The sequence below is a fragment of the Flavobacterium sp. 2 genome (assembly GCF_049949195.1).
Classification (GTDB): Bacteria; Bacteroidota; Bacteroidia; order Flavobacteriales; family Flavobacteriaceae; genus Flavobacterium.
In genome coordinates this window covers 382,759-404,269 of record NZ_CP188206.1, presented here as the reverse complement: position 1 = coordinate 404,269, position 21,511 = coordinate 382,759, and the positions used below count along the sequence as shown (strand labels likewise).

At 34.4% G+C, this 21,511-nt stretch carries 18 protein-coding genes; 7 read left to right on the top strand and 11 right to left on the bottom strand.

The window, feature by feature from the left end; genetic code table 11:
* Positions 1-5: 5 nt before the first annotated feature.
* Positions 6-437 carry a hypothetical protein gene (locus tag ACNFIH_RS01640; RefSeq protein WP_035643971.1) on the bottom strand — a complete coding sequence of 144 codons (432 nt, stop codon included), beginning with the start codon at positions 435-437 and terminating at the stop codon, positions 6-8.
* 269 nt (positions 438-706) lie between these two features.
* Here ACNFIH_RS01640 and ACNFIH_RS01635 point away from each other — a divergent pair, with 269 nt between their 5' ends.
* The 7 genes from ACNFIH_RS01635 (at position 707) to ACNFIH_RS01605 (ending at position 6,769) form a co-directional block, all read left to right on the top strand.
* Entirely contained in the window at positions 707-1,567 is an 861-nt protein-coding gene (locus ACNFIH_RS01635; RefSeq protein WP_035643969.1) for a hypothetical protein, read from the top strand.
* 18 nt (positions 1,568-1,585) lie between these two features.
* A complete protein-coding gene (locus ACNFIH_RS01630; RefSeq protein ID WP_035643967.1) occupies positions 1,586-1,990 on the top strand; it encodes a hypothetical protein in 405 nt (134 codons plus the stop codon).
* 18 nt (positions 1,991-2,008) lie between these two features.
* Positions 2,009-2,743 carry a hypothetical protein gene (locus ACNFIH_RS01625; protein WP_426485189.1) on the top strand — a complete coding sequence of 245 codons (735 nt, stop codon included), beginning with the start codon at positions 2,009-2,011 and terminating at the stop codon, positions 2,741-2,743.
* A gap of 63 nt (positions 2,744-2,806) precedes the next feature.
* On the top strand, positions 2,807-3,385 hold the full coding sequence (locus tag ACNFIH_RS01620) for a hypothetical protein (RefSeq protein ID WP_426485188.1): 579 nt from the start codon (positions 2,807-2,809) through the stop codon (positions 3,383-3,385).
* Positions 3,382-3,843, top strand: a complete 462-nt coding sequence (locus tag ACNFIH_RS01615; protein WP_426485187.1) for a hypothetical protein — start codon at positions 3,382-3,384, stop codon at positions 3,841-3,843. Before ACNFIH_RS01620 ends, ACNFIH_RS01615 begins: the two co-directional genes overlap by 4 nt.
* A 10-nt stretch (positions 3,844-3,853) precedes the next feature.
* Complete coding sequence (locus ACNFIH_RS01610) at positions 3,854-5,527, top strand: S8 family serine peptidase (protein ID WP_426485186.1); 1,674 nt, start codon at positions 3,854-3,856, stop codon at positions 5,525-5,527.
* A 12-nt stretch (positions 5,528-5,539) separates the two neighbouring features.
* Entirely contained in the window at positions 5,540-6,769 is a 1,230-nt protein-coding gene (locus ACNFIH_RS01605; RefSeq protein WP_426485185.1) for a peptidoglycan-binding domain-containing protein, read from the top strand.
* 61 nt (positions 6,770-6,830) lie between these two features.
* Here the strand turns inward: ACNFIH_RS01605 and ACNFIH_RS01600 are convergent, their stop codons facing one another.
* The 10 genes from ACNFIH_RS01600 to ACNFIH_RS01555 form a co-directional block, all read right to left on the bottom strand.
* Positions 6,831-8,000: a DUF2931 family protein gene (locus ACNFIH_RS01600; protein ID WP_426485184.1), complete on the bottom strand. Its 1,170-nt coding sequence runs from the start codon at positions 7,998-8,000 to the stop codon at positions 6,831-6,833.
* Positions 7,984-9,927, bottom strand: coding sequence for a phospholipase effector Tle1 domain-containing protein (locus ACNFIH_RS01595; protein ID WP_426485183.1), 1,944 nt, complete (start codon positions 9,925-9,927; stop codon positions 7,984-7,986). The genes ACNFIH_RS01600 and ACNFIH_RS01595 overlap by 17 nt, the downstream gene beginning before the upstream one ends.
* 5 nt (positions 9,928-9,932) lie before the next feature.
* Positions 9,933-10,277: a hypothetical protein gene (locus tag ACNFIH_RS01590; RefSeq protein ID WP_426485182.1), complete on the bottom strand. Its 345-nt coding sequence runs from the start codon at positions 10,275-10,277 to the stop codon at positions 9,933-9,935.
* Between the two features lie 2 nt (positions 10,278-10,279).
* A complete protein-coding gene (locus tag ACNFIH_RS01585) occupies positions 10,280-10,648 on the bottom strand; it encodes a hypothetical protein (protein ID WP_426485181.1) in 369 nt (122 codons plus the stop codon).
* Between the two features lie 30 nt (positions 10,649-10,678).
* Entirely contained in the window at positions 10,679-12,088 is a 1,410-nt protein-coding gene (locus ACNFIH_RS01580) for a type VI secretion system Vgr family protein (protein ID WP_426485180.1), read from the bottom strand.
* A gap of 206 nt (positions 12,089-12,294) precedes the next feature.
* Entirely contained in the window at positions 12,295-14,715 is a 2,421-nt protein-coding gene (gene pheT / locus ACNFIH_RS01575) for a phenylalanine--tRNA ligase subunit beta (RefSeq protein ID WP_426485179.1), read from the bottom strand.
* Between the two features lie 174 nt (positions 14,716-14,889).
* On the bottom strand, positions 14,890-15,879 hold the full coding sequence (locus ACNFIH_RS01570) for a hypothetical protein (RefSeq protein ID WP_426485178.1): 990 nt from the start codon (positions 15,877-15,879) through the stop codon (positions 14,890-14,892).
* Between the two features lie 180 nt (positions 15,880-16,059).
* Positions 16,060-16,923, bottom strand: coding sequence for a bestrophin family protein (locus ACNFIH_RS01565; protein ID WP_426485177.1), 864 nt, complete (start codon positions 16,921-16,923; stop codon positions 16,060-16,062).
* A 29-nt stretch (positions 16,924-16,952) separates the two neighbouring features.
* A complete protein-coding gene (locus ACNFIH_RS01560; protein ID WP_426485176.1) occupies positions 16,953-18,263 on the bottom strand; it encodes a TolC family protein in 1,311 nt (436 codons plus the stop codon).
* Between the two features lie 65 nt (positions 18,264-18,328).
* Positions 18,329-21,427 (bottom strand): efflux RND transporter permease subunit, encoded by a 3,099-nt coding sequence (locus tag ACNFIH_RS01555; RefSeq protein ID WP_426485175.1) that lies wholly within the window; start codon positions 21,425-21,427, stop codon positions 18,329-18,331.
* Between the last annotated feature and the right edge of the window lie 84 nt (positions 21,428-21,511).

Below are 21,511 nucleotides of genomic sequence, written 5' to 3'. Positions count from 1 at the left end.
TTTAATTAATAGTCTAAGCTAGGCGGTCTTCCGATGCTTCCGTAATTCATTGGTTCAATGCTTGCTATGTCAGAGGTTCCGTCACTCATTAAGGCAAAAGTCTGTATTTCTCCAGCTTTAGGTGTTTTGATTTTTTTGCCCGTTGCGGTTAAAAATACGGTCATCAAACCTGCTTTTTCTTCATATTTTTTATCTTCCGGATATACTCCAAAATAAATCCGAATTCCATTTACATTATAACCTGTTTTTTCTCCTTTAGACTTGATATAATGAATGTAATTTTCGAGTTCTTCTACAGAAAACCAAACGGCATTGGCGTCTTCTTTTTTGATGTATTTAGCAATAATGCTGGCTCTATACTTCATAAAATTCGTGTGTAATTCTTTCGCGAATTTTTTAGTAATCAACTGTGTTGGTCTTCCAGGTTGTCTTTCCATGATTATTAATAGTTTATGGGTTAATTGTTTGGTAAATAGTGTTTTGATAAAAACATTGAGAGCAAAAATATTTTAAACCCCAAAAATTGACAAGGGGAAATGTACCCTTTTTCTTAGGGTAAATTTATTTAAAAATTTGGGTTAAAGTACTGTTTTGTAGTAATTTATAAAAAATCAATTTTACATCGTTCCTTTTTGTGCACAAAATGGATAGGCGAAATCTGAAAAGCCTGTTAAAAGAGTAAGAGTTAATTGTAATACTAAAAATTATGAGTTTATATCATGAAGTTTTTCAGGGAGAATCATTCAGCGAAGACAATTATTTTGAAGCTGTACGATATGTTTTGGGACCAGAATATTCCAATTTAAGTGAAAGTGAATTAGAAGATGTCCTATTATCACGAGTAGATCAAATGTCTGAAAGTGAAGCAGAAGGATTTTGGTCAAGTTTAGGAAATGTAGCCAGCAGTATTGGTTCTGGAGTTTTGCGCGGTGTTTCGGCTTTGGCTCCAATTGCAGGAACTGCTATTGGTACTTATTTTGGCGCACCTCAAATTGGCGGTGCTGTTGGAGGTTTGGTTAGCAATTTAGCCGGAGCGGGTAGTACGGCTTTAGACAATAGTCGTCAGCCACAACGCAGACCATCTCAGCCACAACAATACAGACCAGCACCACAACAACCACGTAGACCATCACAGCCTTCACCAATTAGACAAGCATGGGGAAATACAACCCGTTATATAGCTGATGCCGGTAGAGCAGCCCTGCCTGCCATTCAGCAATATGTGCAGGATAACCCGGTAGTGCTTCGTCCACAGGCGGCGCAGGATATTGGCAGAGTTCAAGGTTTATATAATCAATTAGGAGGCGTGATAAATAACCCTCAATTTCAGGCAGGTCAGGCACAGCAAAGTTTAGGTACTGCAAGCCCAAATGCACCAATTGAAAGCCACTCTTTTGCCGAATTAATCGAAAGTGTTAATTACTTAACAGAGAATATTTTATACGAATATTACAACGGAGGTTTAATTCCGACTGAAGATTATTACGTGGATCAATATGGCCAGTTTGTTGGCACAAATACTCCTAACCGAATCAATAGACTTGAAAATTCTATTGCAAGTTTATAAAACCTAAATGTTATACCAATGGATGCTTATTTAGAATATTTGAAAGAACATAATCCTGAAATGGCTAAATATTTTGAGCTTATGCAGCCCATGATGGAAAAAAAAGAGCCTGAAGAGGAAAAAGAAATCCCAAAAGTTGATTTAGAACTTGAGGAAAGAGTCAAGAAACTAAAAAAAATCAATCATAAACTTTTTACCATAATTGAAGGGCTGAAATTTCAATTGGAATTTGAATTAAATCAAAATGATGATTTAGCAAAAGCTATTGGCGCCTGCACAGAATGTTTTGGAGAAAATCCAGACTGTCCAGAATGCTTCGGCACTGGAAAACCAGGCAACAATGTTCCAGATTTTATTCTTTTCAACAAATATATTCAGCCAGCCATCCAGAAATATAACAAACATTATTTCAACAAAAATTAACCATTAAAAATTAAAATTATGAGCTATTTTGAAAGTTATTTAGACGAAGATTTATTGAATGAAGATTATTTCAACGAAGATCTTTTAAGCGAAGATTTATTAGAAAGTTATGACGAAAGTTATGATGAAGCTGCAAAACGAAGAAGACCTTCAACACGCGGCATTAGACCTAATGTAAGTTCAGCCGTAAAACAAAGATCAAATTTTGGAAAAGCATTGAGCGGAAGAGCTAATGATTATGCTACTAAAAGCGAACTTAAAAAATCATTAGATGCTATTTCTAATCAAGTTAATGAGCTTAAAAAGACATCATTAGCAACAAATAAAGCATTGGTTGCATTAGATCAAAAACATACTGAATTTGCAAAGATAGACGCAAGAAAAGGCGATAACCAGACAAAGGTTTTAAAAAATATGCAAATGATGAGTATGGTGGGATCATTGTTAAATCAGCCAAAATTAAAGGCTGAGAATTTACAATATATTCCGGCTAAAGCTGCGGAAGGTAATAATCCGGCTGTTGAAGCTAAAATTATTGAAAAACCAAATACGAGTGCCATTTATATAGATCCAACTATGTCTTTATTATTGCCAATGATGACTACAATGGGTGATTCTGGCTCTGGAAAATCAGATAATTCAAACATGATGTTGCCATTAGTACTTATAATGTCACAGCAAAATCAAAACAATACTGGAAATACTAACAATACTATTTTGCCTATTGCATTGATGATGATGATGAATAAGTAAATTATAGAAAGGGCAGTTGATCCTCAATTGCCCTTTAATTTCTATTAACCTTAAAATTATGAAATGATGAATCCATTTAATTTATTAATCAATTATGTGATTGCAAATAGCAGAGCCAGTTTCTACAATGTTTCAGGAAATCAGGAAATTACGAATACAGCACTATTAGCTGGCGTAGTTTCCGAAAATCCATTATTGAGTTATCTACTTATAGAGAACAAAGCTAAAGCTGAAGGAGATAAATTTAATGCTTCAGCTGACGTAAGATCTGCTGCAGGAAGTGCTCCGGGTTTACCAGCTCCTAGTACAGCTCCTGTAGTAAATCCTCCAACAAATACTGAAACACCAACTAACGGAGCGGCAAATGTTGTAACCTTAGAGAATGTAAGAAACGAGATTTCAATTAGCAATAATCTCTTAAAAGAAGAGATCGCTAAAATTGCAGCAAGCAATAACGCAGAATTGACTAAAGCAATTGCAGAAAAATTTGATGCTAAAATCGCTTTAATAGAAAAAAGTACTGGTACTCTAAATGACGCTATTCAGGAAATTAAAAGTCGATTGGAAGCATTTTCTAAAGGTGTTCCAGCTCCAGATAATGTTTCTAATCAAAAAGCACCAGCTAAAAACGAAAAGAGATGAAAACTGCAGCAACTGACCAAGAAAGCGTGCGTTTAAACAGAATTGAAGAAAATACAACTCAAATTCTGAAAAAAATAAATGCTATTCGTCCAAGTTTTTATTCGAAAAACCTAAAATTTTCAAAAAAAGCTGAAGAGGAAAAGACAAAGCTATTTCAGGAATTAATTCCGAAAAAGATTTTTTCGATTGATAAAACGCTAGAATTATTGAATAAAATCTTAGCAGATTCTGATTTTTCAAAACTGGATCAAAAAGATCAAAATTTTATTTTAGAATTAAAAAATATTGATCTTAAAAATAGTCATTATGTAAATGAAATAAACAGTTTTGTCTCGCAAGGAAATGAGTTGGACGTAGTCTTCAATTCTTTGGCTGAAGAGATGCTTTATTTTAATTATTTAAATTCTGAGCTTTTTGAAATTGATGGTAAGTTAATTACAATTCGTTTACACCACTAAATTCGAGAATATGGATCCAAGACTCAAAGTTATATTATATGGTAATCCAGACGAAGAATTATCACTTTTAATGCGTTTAGAAAAAGAAAAAGATTATCCTGATCATTGTAAAATTATTTCAGATTTTGGCAAGGTCGTGAGTATTAGAACACAACGACGATTTTTATGTTCGATTTACAATAGTAAAAAGGTAAAAAGCCTTAAAGCGCCAAGTGTTGTTCCTGCAAATGATAATGCTGAACTTGCTCCTGAAACCCAAATTCTAGACAGGAAAAATGATGTTTTAGACGATGCTGTTTCAAATGTTGTATTCGGAATTATTGATTTTGGATTTGATTTTACCCATCCGGATTTTATAAGCAATGGAAAAACGCGTTTCGAGAAAATTTGGGTTCAATCTGATCGCTATGACGGAAATAGATTTGGTTATGGCAGAATCATTACAAAAGCACAGATAAATGAAGCTTTATTAGATGAATTTCCGTTTAAAAAACTTGGCTATCATCCAGGAAAATCAGATTTATTTGGCAATGGAACCCACGGAACGCATGTACTCGGAATTGCCTGTGGCAATGGCTCCGTTGCGCCAAAAAGTTTTGCTCCAAATGTGCCAATAATTGCTGTTGATATGGGAACTAATCTAGTAAATGGATCAAATTTGTCATTAGGCGATTCAGTAAAAGGTGCTGAAGGTCTATGTTTGATTACCAATGAAGCTGGCGAACGACCTTTGGTGGTCAATATGAGTTTAGGCGGTCATGGCGATGCGCATATGGGAAAAACTTTGTTTGAACAAATCATTGATCATATTGTAACGACACGTAAAGGAACGGCGATTATTCAAAGCACAGGAAATTATCACCAGTCAAATGCTCATACTTATGGTGATATCAAAGAAAACCAGAAAATTAAAATTCCGTGGATGTTTAAAAAGAATGATCGTACTCCCAACGAAATGGAAATTTGGTATCATGGAGACGATATTTTAAGCGTTGATATTTATGATGATAATATGAAATTGCTGCTTTCGTCAACTCCTTTTAAAGATGAATTAATTTTAAAAGATAATGATGAAGTCGGAATCTGTCTGCATAGATCCAACGAACCAAATACAGGAAAAAATCAAATCAATATTTTGGTTAATGGCAAATTAAACTCAAAATTTTGGACTATTGAATTAGTAGGGAGAACTGTAAAAAATGGGCGTTATCATTGTTACATCGAGCGTGATGATGGCGGACAATCCATATTTTTGCCCGCAATTGCAAACAAAACGCATACAACAAATTCAATCTGCAATTCAAAATACAGTATTGTTGTGGGGGCTTATAATCAAAATGATGATGCAAAATCAATTTTATCTTTTAGCAGTTCTGGGCCAACAGCAGACGGCCGCATGAAACCTGAGCTTGTTGCGCCTGGTTTTAAAATAAAATCATCGTGTTCGTCTTCAAGCAGAGAAAATAGAGCATCAAATAAGCTAACTTCTAAAAGTGGCAGCAGTATGGCGGCGCCGTATGTAGCTTCTTTAGTGATGAAAATTCTAGAAAAAGAGCCTGATCTTGATATTTTTTCAATACGAAAAAAACTTTTTAAGGCTTGTGATACTGCATTTTTTAAAGAAAATAATTTTGAGGTTTTTAGAGCCGGACATGGCTATATCAATCCAAATAAAATAACATAAATCTGGAATATTATGGAAAATTTAGTTTCGAATTCACCAGTTATAAATCAAAATCCCTCCTTAGCAAATGTTTTGACTAACAGTGTTGGATTAAATGCGATAAACAATGCATCAGATGTATTGCAAATACAGAATTTTTTAAAAACATTAGGTTATCCCGTGCAGACCAGCGGAAGTATAGTAAATAATCAAACGGATAGCACCATTATTTCTATTCTTAATTTTCAGGCTAATAATCGAATTCAGGTCACTGGGAACATTAATCCGGGTGATGTGACTTATAATGCCTTGAAACAACTGAATAGTGTAAATACTTCGCTGGTTGAATCGGAAGACGAATCCCTGCACCAGCCTTTTTTGACTAACTCTTTTTTGTTTAGAAGAAATGCAGGAAACGCAAATACATTGAATGTTATTTTTGAAGGAGATTCCTGGCTGGATTATCCTGTTCCGACAATTTTGGATCTGTATGATACCATTACTGACCGAAATCAAAGGCTTAATTTAAACTGTTTGCATTTAGCGAAATTTGGAGAGACAACTTCTCAGATGTATGCTGACAGAGCTCATTTTGTGCAATATGTAAGCGGTTATCGCATAGACCGAATTTATTTTAGCGGAGGCGGAAATGATGTTTTTCCGCAACTGGGCAGAATTTTAAATTCCGGAATTACTTCTTTCGATCCCAGTTTCTTTACTGATCAGGCGAAATTAAATGAGCTTAGAAGTTTGTCTGGAGACGCTTTGTATCAAAAATGTATTTTATACAAAAGATATTTAAACACAACTACTTTTGATCGTGCACTTTTTAATTCAGCTAATCTCAGCTCTATTTTTAGCACTATTATGCGAAATTATCTTGGTTTTGGAAGTATTGTAAATGCACATGCTACACCAAATACCATATTTTATATGCATACTTACGATTATCCGTTATTCAAGCTTGGTGTAAGACCTTCGATTGTTGGTGTTGATTTGCCTTTGGGGCCTTGGATAAAACCTGTTTTTGATCGTTTAGGAATTGCGGACGAAATTTTAAGATGCTATATTATTATTCGATTATTGGATAGATTTTATGCGCTTTTATGTCAAATCAAAAATCATTTTGCGTATTATGGTTATCGCTTTCAAAGCAGAATCATAGATTACCGCGGTTTATTGAATTCATCAGAATTTTGGAGAGATGAAATTCATCCAAACTCAGCAGGAGCGAGGAGATTATCAACGCGTGTTACCTTCTAAAATAGAAAAACCCGACCATATAAAGTCGGGTTTTTCTATTTAATATGATTCTTGAAATTTTCTATTTTTCCTGCCAATAATCTAATTCTGGAAACTCAATAGGTTCTCTGCCTTTCCATTTAGGGAATACAAAATCTTTTGGAAGCGAGTATTGTGATATTTCAAAATCATTTTTTTCTAAATTGAATTTAGATGCTCTAAATTTCATTATTTCAATTTTTTCTTTTGAATTTTCAAGCCATATCTTTCCAAATGTGTATGGTTTATTTTTCGAAACTTTATTCATTCCTACAACAAGAAATACATCTTTCCCATATTGTTCTTGAAATTTTAATAGTTGTTTATCTAAATTAGTAGGCAAAACAATTTGTGATTCATACCATTCCTTACCATCTCTTGAATGCCATCGCATCCAAAATTGTACAGGAAGTTTTTTACTTTTTGTAACTTTTAGCTTTACATTTTCATTCCATTTTAAATATGGAATCGGATCTTCATTTGAATATATTATACTGCCATCTTTAGTGTAGCCCGCAATGGCAATGCTATAATCTCTTTTATCTTCTTCTTCTGTCGTGAAACCAATATCATAAGGATATTCTTTTTCTCCTTTCTCCCAGACAGAATAGGGAATGCCTTGTAAATAGCGAAAAATATTCATCTCGCTGTTTATATATTTTTCTGAATGTCGTGCTTTATATTCAAACTTATTATAATCAACGTCATTTTTTCTCCATATCTCTTTATTCATGGTTTTAAATTTGCATATTTCGGTACTTCCAGTTCCTCCCTGCATCCAAATGGTGACATTTCCACCAGGAGCCATCCCTGCTACAATCAGACTGTATTCTTGTTGAACACCATAAGAATCTATCACTTTTTTTTGAAACAACTCGAGCATTTTTTTTCGTGGCAATTTAAAACTAGCTTTATAATAATATCTATCAGCCTCACATAGCCAATTTACAGCAATGCTATCAGGAACAGGTTTATATTTGTCACCACCAACATAACCTCCACTGGTAATACTCCAACCTGGATCATTGCCAATATTTGCAGATACACCTGCAATGCTTTTTCCCTGATAAAAATATTCGACAGTAGGAGAGCAAGCAAAGTATTTTGGTGCAGACCAAGCTGCATTCCAGTCAAATGTATCTCTCGGCTGACAGCTGACAAATAAACTAATAATTAAAAAACAGTATATAATAAAACTAGCTTTTTGGGGCATAAATTTCTCTTTTATAAATTACTTTATCATCTATTATGACAGGATTAACAGGCTCATTGATAAAAACATAGTCTGATAAAAAATGATGATCTCCTGTTTTGACTGTTAAAAAATCATTTTCTAAACCGCCATAATGTGCTGATAAATGAACATAATTGTGGTGTATGTGTTTGTAAATCTCGTAGTCTATCTCGTAGGTAGAATTTTTATCTTTATTTTCTTCTTTTGAAGCTGTACGCATAATTTCTAAATATTGTCTCAATTTATCAAAATCTCCACTTTCAGGAATTTCATGTTCAAATTCATTTTTTACAGGTTTACCTTCATTCCTCGCTTCATTATAACTTTTAAAGAATGGCACATCATTTTCTATTGCCTTTTCCAGCATTAGCTGCATGGGTACCAGCGAATACTTGTTTGAAATATATCTAGAATCTTTTAGTACATAATGATCTGAATTTTTGGTTTGATACACCTGATACATTAGGTTGTTTGAGATGGTTTTTCCTTCATCAGGAAAATCATTGGGTGCTTTTAACTCTCTACTGGATACGCCTGTTCCCGTAGAATTTGGCGAAATGCTGGTTTCAGTAACGTGATCGTAGGTATTTACAAATTGCAGCTCCTCATTGGTACAGATAAATTTGTCTGTATAAAATTGCTTAAATTTCTGCATTTGGCTGAGGACTTCTTTATTGCCAAGAGGCACGTCAAAATAACTTAGTACAGGCTCATAATTTGTTAACTCGGCATACCCGCCGCCAATATCGGAGTGGGAGCCTATCATACCTAGCGTATAACCTTGCTCTGAAGGGGTAAAAGCAAAGTTTTTCCTCCATTCTGTAGATGCTTTTATATGAAAAACTTTGCCTATTTTGAGACTTCCTATATTGGTTTTTATTTCTGGCAATGCTTCCTGAGCCAAAGGAGCAAGACTCAAAAAAGGTATAATGGGCGCGCCAAGCCCCAATTTATATCCCATATTTTCTTTTACAACCATATCTGATATTACGGTATCAAAAAGACCTAAAAAACGAATTTCTATTTTGTAGGTTTCTCCTACAGGCAGATATCCTTTTGTACTAAGCTCAAACCCTAATTTCCCTCCGGCATGTTTATCAATTATTATTTTTCCGGAAGGCATGGGGTATTTATCATAAGGATCATTGATCATTTCATTTCTGTATGTGGCTTCTTTCATTACTTCATTACAAAAATGCCGTGCCGCAGCAGCTCCTCTGCTAAAGCCAAATACATCAATTACGATTTTGTTGATTCTTTTGTCTTTGGGTACTGCACTAAACTGGTCTTGCACTACTTTTTCGATACCTTCAGTTACCCGGCTTATTACGCCCCAAGTATCTCTGGCTAAGCCTGAGCCCAAAATATCATCTGGCTTTCCCTGTTTTGTACCAATGCCTTCTACATATTGCTTAAGAACTACATGTTTGCCATATTCAGGATAGTTTTTTTTATCTTCGTAGTCTTTTGTTTTAATCTCTTTATATAAATCAAAAAGTTTGGCAATATTCGAATAAGGATTCCAGTAGCTGTCACGGTCTGTAATTTTTACTTTTATTTTTTTACTTTTTTTATCCTTATCTTCTATTGTAATTTCTGTTTCTTTGTTTGAAGGAATATCTTTTGGATCTATTCTGTCAGTATTATTTTTAATTTTAGAATAATAAATACTGTCAGAATTAAAACGATTGTTTCCTGTGCCGTCAAAAAACATTCCCAAGTATACATTTATAGAGTTTTCAGGCTGTTTTGGTACATATTTTTCTGGTTCACCATAGGTATAACTTTCGGCAAAATATTCGATTTTACCGTTAGAGTTGTGTTCAATTCCGCCTTTGGCGAAGACTTTTGAGACCCCACCTGTGTTTTCATAAATATTTCCTTTTACTCTTATATATTCTGACATAGTATTTATTTTTCTTCGGTTATGGTAAAAGTCAAAAAATCGATGGCGTGAAATTGTCCATCAGCATAGAAAGTCTTATTGGCAATTTCCTGAATTTGTTCTTTGGGCATCATTATGATTCTTGTACCGTCAGATTTTCTTATTTCATCACCCATTTTTTCTAGTTTAAAAGGCTCAAAATTTATTCTTATATGACAGGGATAACTTGTCATAACATTTCCAAATGGGTCTGTATAGCTATAGCCATTATTATTTGTCCTGAAATTTGCACTATTCTTTGAGTTGTGATAGAAACAATGTGAATTATCATTCCCCATTATGGTTATACCGCTAATTGTTCTAATTGCCATATTTAATTTTGAGTTGTATTTTCGCTACTGTTATTTTTAATGTCTTTCTCGCTATGAAACTCATGTCCTGATTCGCTTCGTGTAATTATTTTATTTTCTGCTGCTACATTTCTACTTTTTTTGACATCAGAGTGAGAATCGCCATCAATATCAGTATGACTGTCGCCAACGACACGCAAAAAATTGTCTCCAGTTACACTTGTATTCAACACCCCACCTACGATGGAGGTTTTATTTAAAGTTACATTTTCAGTAATATTCATTCCTGCTGTAGTTGTAATACTCTCAGAAGCATTGATGATTAAATTTTTGCAGTTAAGTGTTAGTGTTTCGGGCACAGTCAAAGTTGTGCTTTTAGTCTGCTCATTCATATACAGTTCATTACCGCTCGGGTCAGAAAGTCAAATACCAACTTTTTCTACGAACTTAAATAATTGCCCAAAAAGAAGTTTCCAACCTTTAATGCTGTTTTTAGGGTCATAAAAATCTGATTTTTCCTGCCCATTGTAATGCGCTCCCATAACATAAGGACACTGTGCATTTCCGCCTTCAAAACCAACCAATACTTCCTCGCCAATTTCAGGAATAAAATAAAACCCTTTTCCTTTTCCTGTATGTGGCTGAATCATCCTGATCCACTGGCTTTTTGTACTTCCATTTCCCCAGTAGAATTCAACCCTCACTCGTCCCAATCCTTCAGGATCGTTGTTGTCTTTTATTCTTGCAGGCTGGGTTTCTGCCTTTGCAAAAACAGTTGTATCAGTGTAATGAGGCGCCGAGACATCGTCTGGAATGGCTTTGAATTCGCAGGTGTAATTTCCATGCACTTCAGAATGATGAACAGCTTCTATGCAGACAAGATGATGTTCAGTTGTGTCGTTTACAATCTCAAATGTCTGTCCTAGCCCTATTGGAAAATAAGATATTCCGCTGTAGTAAATGCTGTTCGCGTCGCTTCCTGCAGTCTGCAGCGTGACCATTTCTTGTATTTCCTCCTTTTTCTGCGCATTGTTGGTATAAGCACCGATGCTAAGATCCGGCTGGGCAACGGTTCCTTGATTGAATCCTATATTTGATGCGAAACTGTCCTTGCTTCCGGTAGAAGTTCGCAGTGATGAATTCTTGATGCTGGAAGCTTTGTTGTAATCATAGCCTGCCAGCGAAATCTTGTGCGCCCTCATATTGGCCTGAATCTTGAAGCTGTGCAGTGAGGCTCCATTGATGAGTTTTATCTTTGTGTTTTTGATTTGCCCAAACTGCATGCGCATTCCATCAAAATAAAACCACTGCCCGTAACGTTGAGCCAACCTTTTCAAAAAATTGAAGCTCGTTTCATTATACTGGGCCATATAATTGAACTCTTTCAAGTAAGTTGATCTTATGGCATCTCTTTGATAAAATTCTGTTGACCCTTCATATAGAATATCCAGAACAATATCATCCATTCCTCTTTCCAGATAAGTCCTCGATTTCGGGTTGTCATCCAAAACGATGCTGTGGCTTTCTCCACTTACGTGCAGACCGACAGGACTTCCGTTCTTGTCAACAGAAGTCAGTCCCGTTATAATGCCTTTGCTCATCAGTTTGATTCCCGTCAGGCTTGTGAAAGTAAAAATTACTTCATTGCCAATGTAGTCTCTGATTGCTTTTGCTTGATCATGAGGCTTTATGAGTGCCTTGCCCGTATATTGCCAGACAAACGAAAAGTAATGATGATCTGCCATTTTCTGCGAAAGCTTCAAATCATAATAAATAATGTTTTGAGTAAAACCTCCAATGGTAATGTGTACTTGGTCTGAGAAATGTGCCATATTATTTTTTGTTGATTAGTTAATGAGTAGAATTTTCTGAAGAAATGAAAACGCTAAACGAAATCGTTTTAATGAAATTAAAAACGAAAACAAAAAATTACAGGCCTAAAAAGTTTTATTAATAATACGATAAGGTAAAATTAAGCTTAGGCATAAAAAAATGCCTCATAAAACTATGAGGCATTTTTTTCTAATTCTTTTTTACTCTATCTTAAGCTTGCACCAAGTTCAGTTTCAAAAGTTTGCTGTAATTTCGACATGATTTTATCAATTTGAGCGTCTGTTAGTGTTTTAGTATTATCCTGAATCGTAAAACTCAAAGCGTACGATTTTTTTCCTTCTGGAAGTTTATCACCTTCATAAACATCAAATAAATTGATGTCTTTTAAAAGGAATTTTTCAGTCTGTTTTGCCAAATTGAAGATGCTTTCGTAAGTTGTAGCTTGGTCAATCAACAATGCTAAATCTCTTCGTACTTCAGGATACTTCGGAATTTCAGTATATTTAATTTTACCAGTGATAATTTTCAGAACTAAATCCCAATTAAAATCAGCGTAATAAACATCTTGTTTGATTCCGAAATTCTTTAAAATTGATTTTTTTACTACACCCATTTCTACTAAAGTATCATTGTTGTAGCAAATCGCAGTTCCTTCAGAGAAAATATCAGACTGAACTGGAGCATTTGAAATTTTCTCAATTCCCAAACGAGCTAAAACTGCTTTTACATATCCTTTTAATAAAAAGAAATCGGTTGTTTTCTGAGGATTTGTCCAGCTTTCTTTGTTTCTGTTTCCAGAAACCAATAAAGTCAGGTGTTTGTGTTCCTCATATCCAGTAAGGTATTTATGATATGTTTTTCCGAATTCAAATAATTTTAAATCAGAATTCTTTCTGTTAATATTATATGAAATGGCCTCTAATCCAGAAAACAACAATGATTGACGCATCGTTGACAAATCACCACTCAAAGGATTCAGCATCGTTACATTATGTTCTTCTTTTAACGAAGCCGAAAGTTTTGCGTAAGCTGCCGTTGTCAAAGAGTTGGCCATCATTTCATGGAAACCTTGAGAATTCAACTGCGAAGCAATTACGTTTTGAACTTTATAGTCTTCAGTTCTAGGTGAATTTGCTACAGTTGCATTGAATTTTTTAGAAAAATTAATGTTGTTATAGCCATAAACACGCAAGATTTCTTCAATCACATCAATTTCACGCTGTACATCTACACGATATGCAGGAATAGTCAATCCTAAACCAGAATCTGAAACGCTGTTAACTTTAATATCTAAAGAAACTAGTATTTTTTTGATTGTATCTTTTGGAATTTCCTGTCCAATGATTTTTGAAACATGACTGAAATTCAATAAAACTGAAAAATCTTCAACTTTTTTAGGATATACTTCAACTACATCAGAAGTAATTTTTCCACCTGCTACTTCCTGAATCAAAAGAGCAGCACGTTTCAAAGCATATTCAGTAATAGTTGGATCAATTCCTCTTTCAAATCTAAAAGAAGCATCTGTGTTTAATTGATGTCTTTTTGCCGTTTTACGAATGCTTACGGGATCAAAATAAGCACTTTCTAAGAAGATTGTAGTTGTTCCGTCAGTAACACCAGATTTTTTTCCTCCAAAAACACCTGCAATACACAATGGCCCTTTTTCATCACAAATCATCAAATCTTCTTTATGCAATGTTCTTTCAACATCGTCTAAAGTGATGAATTTTGTTCCTTCCGGAAGTGTTTTTACAATTACTTTTCCGTTGATCTTTGCAGCATCAAAAGCATGCAAAGGTTGCCCTAATTCGTGTAAAACATAATTAGTAACATCGACAATATTGTTTTTTGGAGTCAATCCAATCGCTTTTAGTCTGTCTTGAAGCCATTTTGGAGATTCCTGAACGGTAATTCCAGAAATGGTTACACCACAATATCTTGGAGCTAAATGCGAATCTTCAACGTTAACATCAATTTTTAACGTACGCATATCGACTCTAAAATTACTTACAGATGGCGTAATTAATTCAACGTTTACACCACGTTGCAACATTCCGGCTCTTAAATCACGTGCAGTTCCGTAATGACTCATCGCATCAGCACGATTTGGCGTTAAGCCAATTTCGAAAACTTCATCATTAGCAATTTTAAAAACTTCTGCAGCTGGAGTTCCTGGAACTAAAGCTTCATCAAGAACCATAATTCCGTCATGGCTTGTTCCAAGTCCTAATTCATCTTCAGCGCAAATCATTCCGTGGCTTTCCTGACCGCGAATTTTTCCTTTTTTAATAGTAAATTCTGCTCCTTCTTTATCATATAAAACAGTACCAATAGTAGCAACAGGAACTTTTTGACCAGCTGCAACGTTTGCCGCACCGCACACTATCTGTACAGGAGCTTCTAAACCAATATTTACAGTTGTTACTTTTAGTCTGTCAGCATCTGGGTGTTTTTCGCAAGTAAGAACATGACCAACAACAACTCCTTCCAATCCACCTTTTATAGATTGGTATTTTTCAACTACTTCTACTTCCAGGCCTAAATCTGTAAGTAATTCCGAAGTTTGTTCTGAAGTCCAGTCTGTTTTAATAAATTGTTTTAGCCAGTTGTAAGATATTTTCATGTTAGTTTTATTATTCTTGTATGAGGATGTAAATATAAGGATTGATCGGCGGAGTTGAAAACAATTTTTTTGTTTTTTGATTAGGGTTTGTTTTCAAAAATAAAACAGGCTTTAATTTTAAATAATAAGCAAAAAAAAGAGAGAATAACGTCTCTCTTTTTTTTAATTTTAAATTTATTCTGTAGTGCATACTCCCGCATGTACAATTATCCAAAGACTTCCATCTCCGTTATGAGATAAGGTGTAACTATCGGTAGTAACGTTGTTTAATACGTGTCCATTACCATATTGTCCCGGAGCAGCAGTAATTGGTGGGAAATTTGAGATATACACATGTGTTTCTGTTAAAACAGTTCCAGGATGTGTTGTATTGATTGTAACGGTGATGTTACCGTCTAGTATGACTATTGTAACTGTTCCTGCCAAATATCCATTTGTAATATCATTTTGCCCGGCACCTGCATATAAATTTGCTGTATAGCTTCCGTTTTGAACAGGGAAAAATTCTTGAGCCCAGCCCCATTTATCAGAAATCCCTAAATCTATGAATGTATTATTTCCAAACATATAGGCAGTGTCACAAGTTGTAACAGGTGGTGGTGTATTGCAGTTTCTTAAGCAGTAATTAAAGTAGGTTGCCCAGTTTTTGCCGGGAAATTTAATATCTCCAGCCCATCCGGTTTCAGTACCTACTGTTGTTCCGTTTACAATATTTTTCATGCTGGAATGAGCGGCAATAAACAGGCATCTATTTGAATCTAAAACTATTGACGAAAGTGGAATTGTAAAAGTGTACGTTTGAACTAAGGGATTAAAGCTTTTTTTGTATGGAAATTTTCCAGGAATTGGATTTCCATTTGTTACAGGAACATTGGCATATGGACCAACATATAAATGCATTTCGCTAAAATACCAGTTTGGCAGTGCAGTGTATGTCACATAAAGGTTTGTGGCATCATTTTCAACTAAGATTTTTCCCGAGTTCGTAAATTGCCCGGCCATAATATTAATTGAAATAGGATCACATTCTGAATAAGTTCCTTTTGCAGTTAGAGAAGAACTATTCGTTTGTTCAGCTTCGGTTTGCATGTCAGTGCTTAAAGGTTCAGTAGTGCAATTGACAATTAGAAAAGCAAAAACCATGAGTAAAATAATTTTTTTCATAGTAACAAAATTTAAGTTAGTAATAAGAAAAAATTAGATGCAACCCAAAAAGAGGCGGTTTAAATTGCTAATACAAAGTTTATGGCAAAATTTTAACATTTCAAAGAATAGTCGTTCATTGAAATGTTTTATTGGTTAAACGGTTTTAATGTAAGGATTTGATTGCGAATACAATCTTGATTAGATCAATTCTTCAACATGTTTTTTGATATTCTCCGATATTTTTTTGATTGGCAAATCATTTTCATCATCGCCAAAAGGATCTTCGATTTCTTCGGCAATTAATTCTAAACTCGCCAAAACATAAAAAATAAAAACGACTACAGGAACGACATAATAACCCAAACTCAAGGAATAACCAAAAGGCAATGTCATAATATAAAAGAAAATAAATTTCTTTATAAAAGCGCTATAAGAGTAGGGAATAGGTGTATTTTTTATGCGTTCACAAGCGCCACAGATATCTGTGAAAGCAACTAATTCGGCGTTTAAAATGATGAGCTGGTCTCCGGTTATTTTTTTTGATTCATACAAAGCATTGATTTTATTGTACATCATTTGCTTTACCTGATTAGGCTTGTGTTTATGATGATCCAATTCTAAATCAACGTCTTCAAAAAGCTGTTTCGCAGTTTCGGAGTTGTTTAAATGTTTGTATAAAATAGAAGCGTATCCAGGAATAAACTTTCTGAAAAACTTTCGGTCATTTTCATCTTTTAAAATAGCCGAAAGTTTTATCGCAAAGTTACGGCTGTTATTGACTAAGCCACCCCATAATTTTCGGGCTTCCCACCAGCGGTCGTATGCAGTATTTGTTCTAAAAACCAATAAAAGTGAAATCACAAAACCTAATATTCCGTGCATTACGGGAATATTTTTAAGATAATGGTTTTCATCAATTCCAAAATAAATTACTTCAATATAACCTACAATGCCCGCATAAATACCAATGCCAATCATTACAGGAAATAATTGCCTGATAGTGTCTGATTTATGAAAATGAAAGATAAAACTAAACCACTCTTTTGTATTGTATGCGATCATTTATATTTGTTTTTTGAAACAAATTTAAATTAAAAATTAATATTTCCGGCTAATTCTCTCAAAGCAATTTCAGATAATTTTGCTTGATATTGAGCATTGCTGTAACGCACTTTTGCGTTGACATAATTTAATTGTGCCGTTCTGAAATCAAGCGTTGTGATAGTTCCGATTCTGAATTTATCTAACGTAATATCTAAGTTTTGTTTGGCAATTGTTACGTTATCTTCTTCCAAATCAATTAATTCCAAGTTTGTTTGGTAAGTTTGAAATGCAGTGCTCAATTGTGTGTCTAAAATCATATTTTGCTGATCAATAGCAATCTGTGAATTTTCGATTTCCATTTTAGCGACTTTTTCATTTCTGTGCTGATTCAGACCATCAAATATATTTAATCTTGCATTAAAGCCGTAATTAAAACCTTTTGAAGACGATTGGCTCGTAAAACCCAAACTTGACTGATTTTCAGAAAAATTATATCCAGATGTTAAGTTAACAACAGGATAACGGTCGGCTTTTATTTGTTTTAACTGTAATTCAGCAATTCGTTTATTAATAATTTGAGCTTCTACAGCAGGATTTTGTTTATGTGCCAAATCAGACAATTCAGCTAGATTCATTGCATTATCAACAGTAACTAAATCGGTTACAGTGAAATCAATTTTAGGGTCACGTGCTAAATATTGGTTCAGTAAAATTTTAGCATTTGCGTATGTTTCTTTTTGGCGTAGTAAAGCAACTTGGTCCGAATTTAGATCGACTTGAGCGTTTAAAACCTCTAATTTTGAAGCTTTTCCGATACTGAAACGGTTTTGTGCCAATGTTAATCTTTGCTTAGAAATTACGATTGTCGTATCTAAAGCAGCCAATTGATGCTGTTGTTGCACAAGATCATAATAAGCTGAATTTACCTGTACAATTTTGATTAAAACGGTTCTTCTTAATTCAGAATCACCTAAATTTTGAAGTTCTTTTAATTGATCCAGACGTGCAAACATTTTCATTCCGTCGAAAACAGTCCAGTTTAAGCCAACTCCATAAGTTAAAGTGTTGTTTTTTGCATTGTTTAACGAAGTCGAAGTTCCGTCTTGACGTGTCTGGGATGAATTTGTAACGCTATTATTATCGTTTACTGTAGCTGCTAGAGTTGGAAGTAATCCTGCATTTCCAATTGTAACATTTGTTTCGCTTATTTTCGAATTATTCTTTGCAATTCTAATTTCAAAGTTGTTTTCTAAAGCGATTTTTGTAGCATCTTCAATAGTCAAAACTCCTTGCGCATTTGTTTTTACAATGCAAAAGAAGAGAATTAGTAAAGTGCTGTATATATTTTTAATATTCATATTTATATTCTTTTACCAGAAAATCATGAATTTTACACGTTGTAAAATTCATGATTTTTTAGCTGCTATTTTATACTTTCTTTTTCGTATTCGTCGATATGATCAAACTCTGGATAATGTTTTCTTTGTTTTGACCACATTAAATAAATGGCAGGAATTACAAAAAGTGTCAACGCAAGAGAGAAAATGGTTCCTCCAACAATTACAACTCCCATACCAATTCTACTTGTAGAAGCAGCTCCAAGTGACATCGCAATTGGTAAAGCTCCTAAAGCAATTGCTAAACTGGTCATTAAAATTGGACGTAAACGTGCTTCTGAAGCTTCTAAAATTGCTTCTAATTTTGGCTTGCCTTGTTCTCGAAGCTGATTCGCGAATTCAACGATCAAAATACCATTTTTAGTTACCAATCCAATAAGCATTACGGTTCCAATCTGGCTGAATATATTCCAAGTCTGATTGAAAAGCCATAGCGAAAATAAAGCTCCTGCAACGGCCATTGGTACCGTTAAAATAATAATGAACGGATCAATAAAACTTTCAAATTGTGCAGCCAGAATTAAAAAGATTAAAAGCAATGCCAATCCAAAAGCGAAAGATGTATTTGAACTACTTTCTACGAAATCTCTAGATTCCCCACTTAAATCAGTTGTGAAACTTTCGTCCAAAACTTTTGCTTTGATACGATCCATTTCCTGAATACCGTCGCTGATACTTTTTCCTGGAGCTAAACCTGCAGAAACTGTAGCCGACATATAACGATTATTGTGATACAATTGTGGTGGATTACTTTGTTCTTCAACATCCACTACGTTGTCCATCTGAATTAATTCGCCTTTGTTGTTTTTAACGAACATTGACGTTAAATCCAAAGGTTTTGAACGGTCTTTTTGATCAAATTGACCAATAACCTGATATTGTTTTCCATTTTTGATAAAATAACCAAAACGTTGTCCGCTCAAAGAAAGTTGCAATGTTTGAGCAATATCTAAAATAGAAATTCCTAAACTTTCAGCTTTTTCGCGATTGATGCTAACATTAATTTCAGGCTTATTGAATTTTAAGTTTACATCTGTTGTTGAGAAAACATCACTTTTACCAACTTCTTCCATGAATAATGGAATTTTCTCTCTTAATTTTTCAAAATTCGGAGCCTGAATAACATACTGAATTGGTAAACCTCCACGTCTGTTTACAGCAATTGTAGGCTGTTGAAGAACGGCAGTTTTAGCTTCGGGATATCTTTTAGTCCATTTTGTTAATTTATCAGCAATGTCTTTTTGTGCAGCTTTACGTTCATCTGGTTCTTTCAATGAAAGTCTGATAAAACCTGTATTGGTAGCCGAAGCTCCAAAACCAGGCGCTGTAATAACCAAACTCACTTTTTTCTCCGGAATAGAGTCATCAACTAACTTTGAGATTTCCTGCATAAAGCGATCTGTATATTCGTATGAAGAACCTTCAGGAGTTGTCATACGCATTGTTACAGAACTTCTGTCGTCAAGTGGAGCAGTTTCTTTTGGAAGAATTGTAAAAAACAAATAAATCAATCCAAAACAAACGATTAGAATTGGGAAACTGATCCATTTTTTATCCATGAATTTTGAAAGAGATTCCGCATAACTGCTGTTCATCTTTTCAAAAAATGGTTCGGTCTTAATATAGAATTTCGATTTTTTCTGTTCGCCGCCTTTCATTAAATAAGCATTTAACATTGGCGTAAGCGTTAAAGATACAAATGCAGAAATTAATACTGCAGCACCAATTACAACTCCGAATTCCCTAAAGAGTCGACCTACGAAACCTTCTAAGAAAATTACAGGAAGGAATACCGCAGCAAGTGTAACAGAAATCGAAATTACAGCATAGAAAATTTCGTTTGAACCTTTGATGGCAGCTTCAATTGGAGACATTCCTTCTTCTACTTTTTTGAAGATATTTTCGGTTACAACAATACCGTCATCTACCACCAAACCTGTTGCCAGTACAATCGCTAATAAAGTCAGTACATTGATCGAGAATCCAAAAAGCCACATAATGAAGAATGTAGCAATCAATGAAACCGGAATATCAATTAAAGGTCTAAATGCAATCGCCCAGTCTCTAAAGAAAAGGTAAATAATGATGATTACCAGAATAATTGAAATCCCCAGTGTTTCAGCAACTTCAAGAACTGATTTTTTTACGAAAATAGTATTGTCAAGCGCAATATTAAGTTTGATATCTTTTGGAAGATCTTTTTTTAAGGCTTCATATTTTTTATAAAATTCTTTTGAAATATCAAGATAGTTTGCACCAGGCATTGGAACAATAGCCAAACCAATCATTGGAAGCCCAGACTGACTTAATTTTGTTTCGATATTTTCTGGCCCTAATTCAGCTCCACCAACATCGCTAAAACGAACAATTTTATCTCCATCGGTACGAATAATAATATTGTTGAACTCTTCCGGTTTAGATAAATTTCCAATTGTTTTTACGGTAAGTTCCGTATTGTTTCCTGTCAGTTTTCCTGACGGAAGTTCAACGTTTTGAGCGTTTAATGCACTGCGGACTTCTGCAACTGTACAGCCATATGCCGCCAGTTTTGCCGGATCAATCCATAAACGCATTGCATAACGTTTTTGTCCCCAAATTTGCACGCCACTCACGCCCGGAATAGTTTCTAAACGTTGTGAAATTACGTTTTCGGCATAATCACTTAATTCAAGTGAATTTCTTGAATCACTTTGAACCGTCATCGAAATAATAGCATCACTATCCGCATCAGCTTTTGATACAACTGGAGGTGCGTCAATATCCTGCGGTAAACTTCTGATGGCTTGTGAAACTTTGTCACGAACGTCGTTTGCCGCTTCTTCTAAGTCTTTGTCTAAATTAAATTCAATTGTAATATTACTGCTTCCCTGATTACTTGACGAAGTAATATTTCTAATTCCATCAATAGCATTTACAGCCTTTTCAAGAGGTTCTGTAATTTGCGATTCAATAATGTCTGAATTGGCTCCGGTATAATTTGTTCTGATTGAAACTTGCGCCGGGTCAATAGAAGGAAATTCACGAACACCCAAAAAGGTATAACCAATGAAACCGAACAGAATAATCAAAAGATTCAGTACAATCGTTAAAACGGGTCTTCTTATACTTGTGGTTGATAAACTCATATATGCTTTATGATTTTAGATTTTAGATTTCAGATTTATTACTAAATTTTACTGATATCTTTAAATCTATATTTTAGTCTTGCG

Bases quoted from the DNA above. Each gene is read 5' to 3' on its own strand.
- ACNFIH_RS01610 (WP_426485186.1), top strand. From the start codon at position 3,854: ATGGATCCAAGACTCAAAGTTATATTATATGGTAATCCAGACGAAGAA.
- ACNFIH_RS01590 (WP_426485182.1), bottom strand. From the start codon at position 10,277: ATGGCAATTAGAACAATTAGCGGTATAACCATAATGGGGAATGATAAT.
- ACNFIH_RS01595 (WP_426485183.1), bottom strand. From the start codon at position 9,927: ATGTCAGAATATATAAGAGTAAAAGGAAATATTTATGAAAACACAGGT.
- ACNFIH_RS01600 (WP_426485184.1), bottom strand. From the start codon at position 8,000: ATGCCCCAAAAAGCTAGTTTTATTATATACTGTTTTTTAATTATTAGT.
- ACNFIH_RS01640 (WP_035643971.1), bottom strand. From the start codon at position 437: ATGGAAAGACAACCTGGAAGACCAACACAGTTGATTACTAAAAAATTC.
- ACNFIH_RS01620 (WP_426485188.1), top strand. From the start codon at position 2,807: ATGATGAATCCATTTAATTTATTAATCAATTATGTGATTGCAAATAGC.
- ACNFIH_RS01615 (WP_426485187.1), top strand. From the start codon at position 3,382: ATGAAAACTGCAGCAACTGACCAAGAAAGCGTGCGTTTAAACAGAATT.
- ACNFIH_RS01630 (WP_035643967.1), top strand. From the start codon at position 1,586: ATGGATGCTTATTTAGAATATTTGAAAGAACATAATCCTGAAATGGCT.
- ACNFIH_RS01605 (WP_426485185.1), top strand. From the start codon at position 5,540: ATGGAAAATTTAGTTTCGAATTCACCAGTTATAAATCAAAATCCCTCC.
- pheT (WP_426485179.1), bottom strand. From the start codon at position 14,715: ATGAAAATATCTTACAACTGGCTAAAACAATTTATTAAAACAGACTGG.
- ACNFIH_RS01570 (WP_426485178.1), bottom strand. From the start codon at position 15,879: ATGAAAAAAATTATTTTACTCATGGTTTTTGCTTTTCTAATTGTCAAT.
- ACNFIH_RS01585 (WP_426485181.1), bottom strand. From the start codon at position 10,648: ATGAATGAGCAGACTAAAAGCACAACTTTGACTGTGCCCGAAACACTA.
- ACNFIH_RS01560 (WP_426485176.1), bottom strand. From the start codon at position 18,263: ATGAATATTAAAAATATATACAGCACTTTACTAATTCTCTTCTTTTGC.
- ACNFIH_RS01555 (WP_426485175.1), bottom strand. From the start codon at position 21,427: ATGAGTTTATCAACCACAAGTATAAGAAGACCCGTTTTAACGATTGTA.
- ACNFIH_RS01635 (WP_035643969.1), top strand. From the start codon at position 707: ATGAGTTTATATCATGAAGTTTTTCAGGGAGAATCATTCAGCGAAGAC.
- ACNFIH_RS01580 (WP_426485180.1), bottom strand. From the start codon at position 12,088: ATGGCACATTTCTCAGACCAAGTACACATTACCATTGGAGGTTTTACT.
- ACNFIH_RS01565 (WP_426485177.1), bottom strand. From the start codon at position 16,923: ATGATCGCATACAATACAAAAGAGTGGTTTAGTTTTATCTTTCATTTT.
- ACNFIH_RS01625 (WP_426485189.1), top strand. From the start codon at position 2,009: ATGAGCTATTTTGAAAGTTATTTAGACGAAGATTTATTGAATGAAGAT.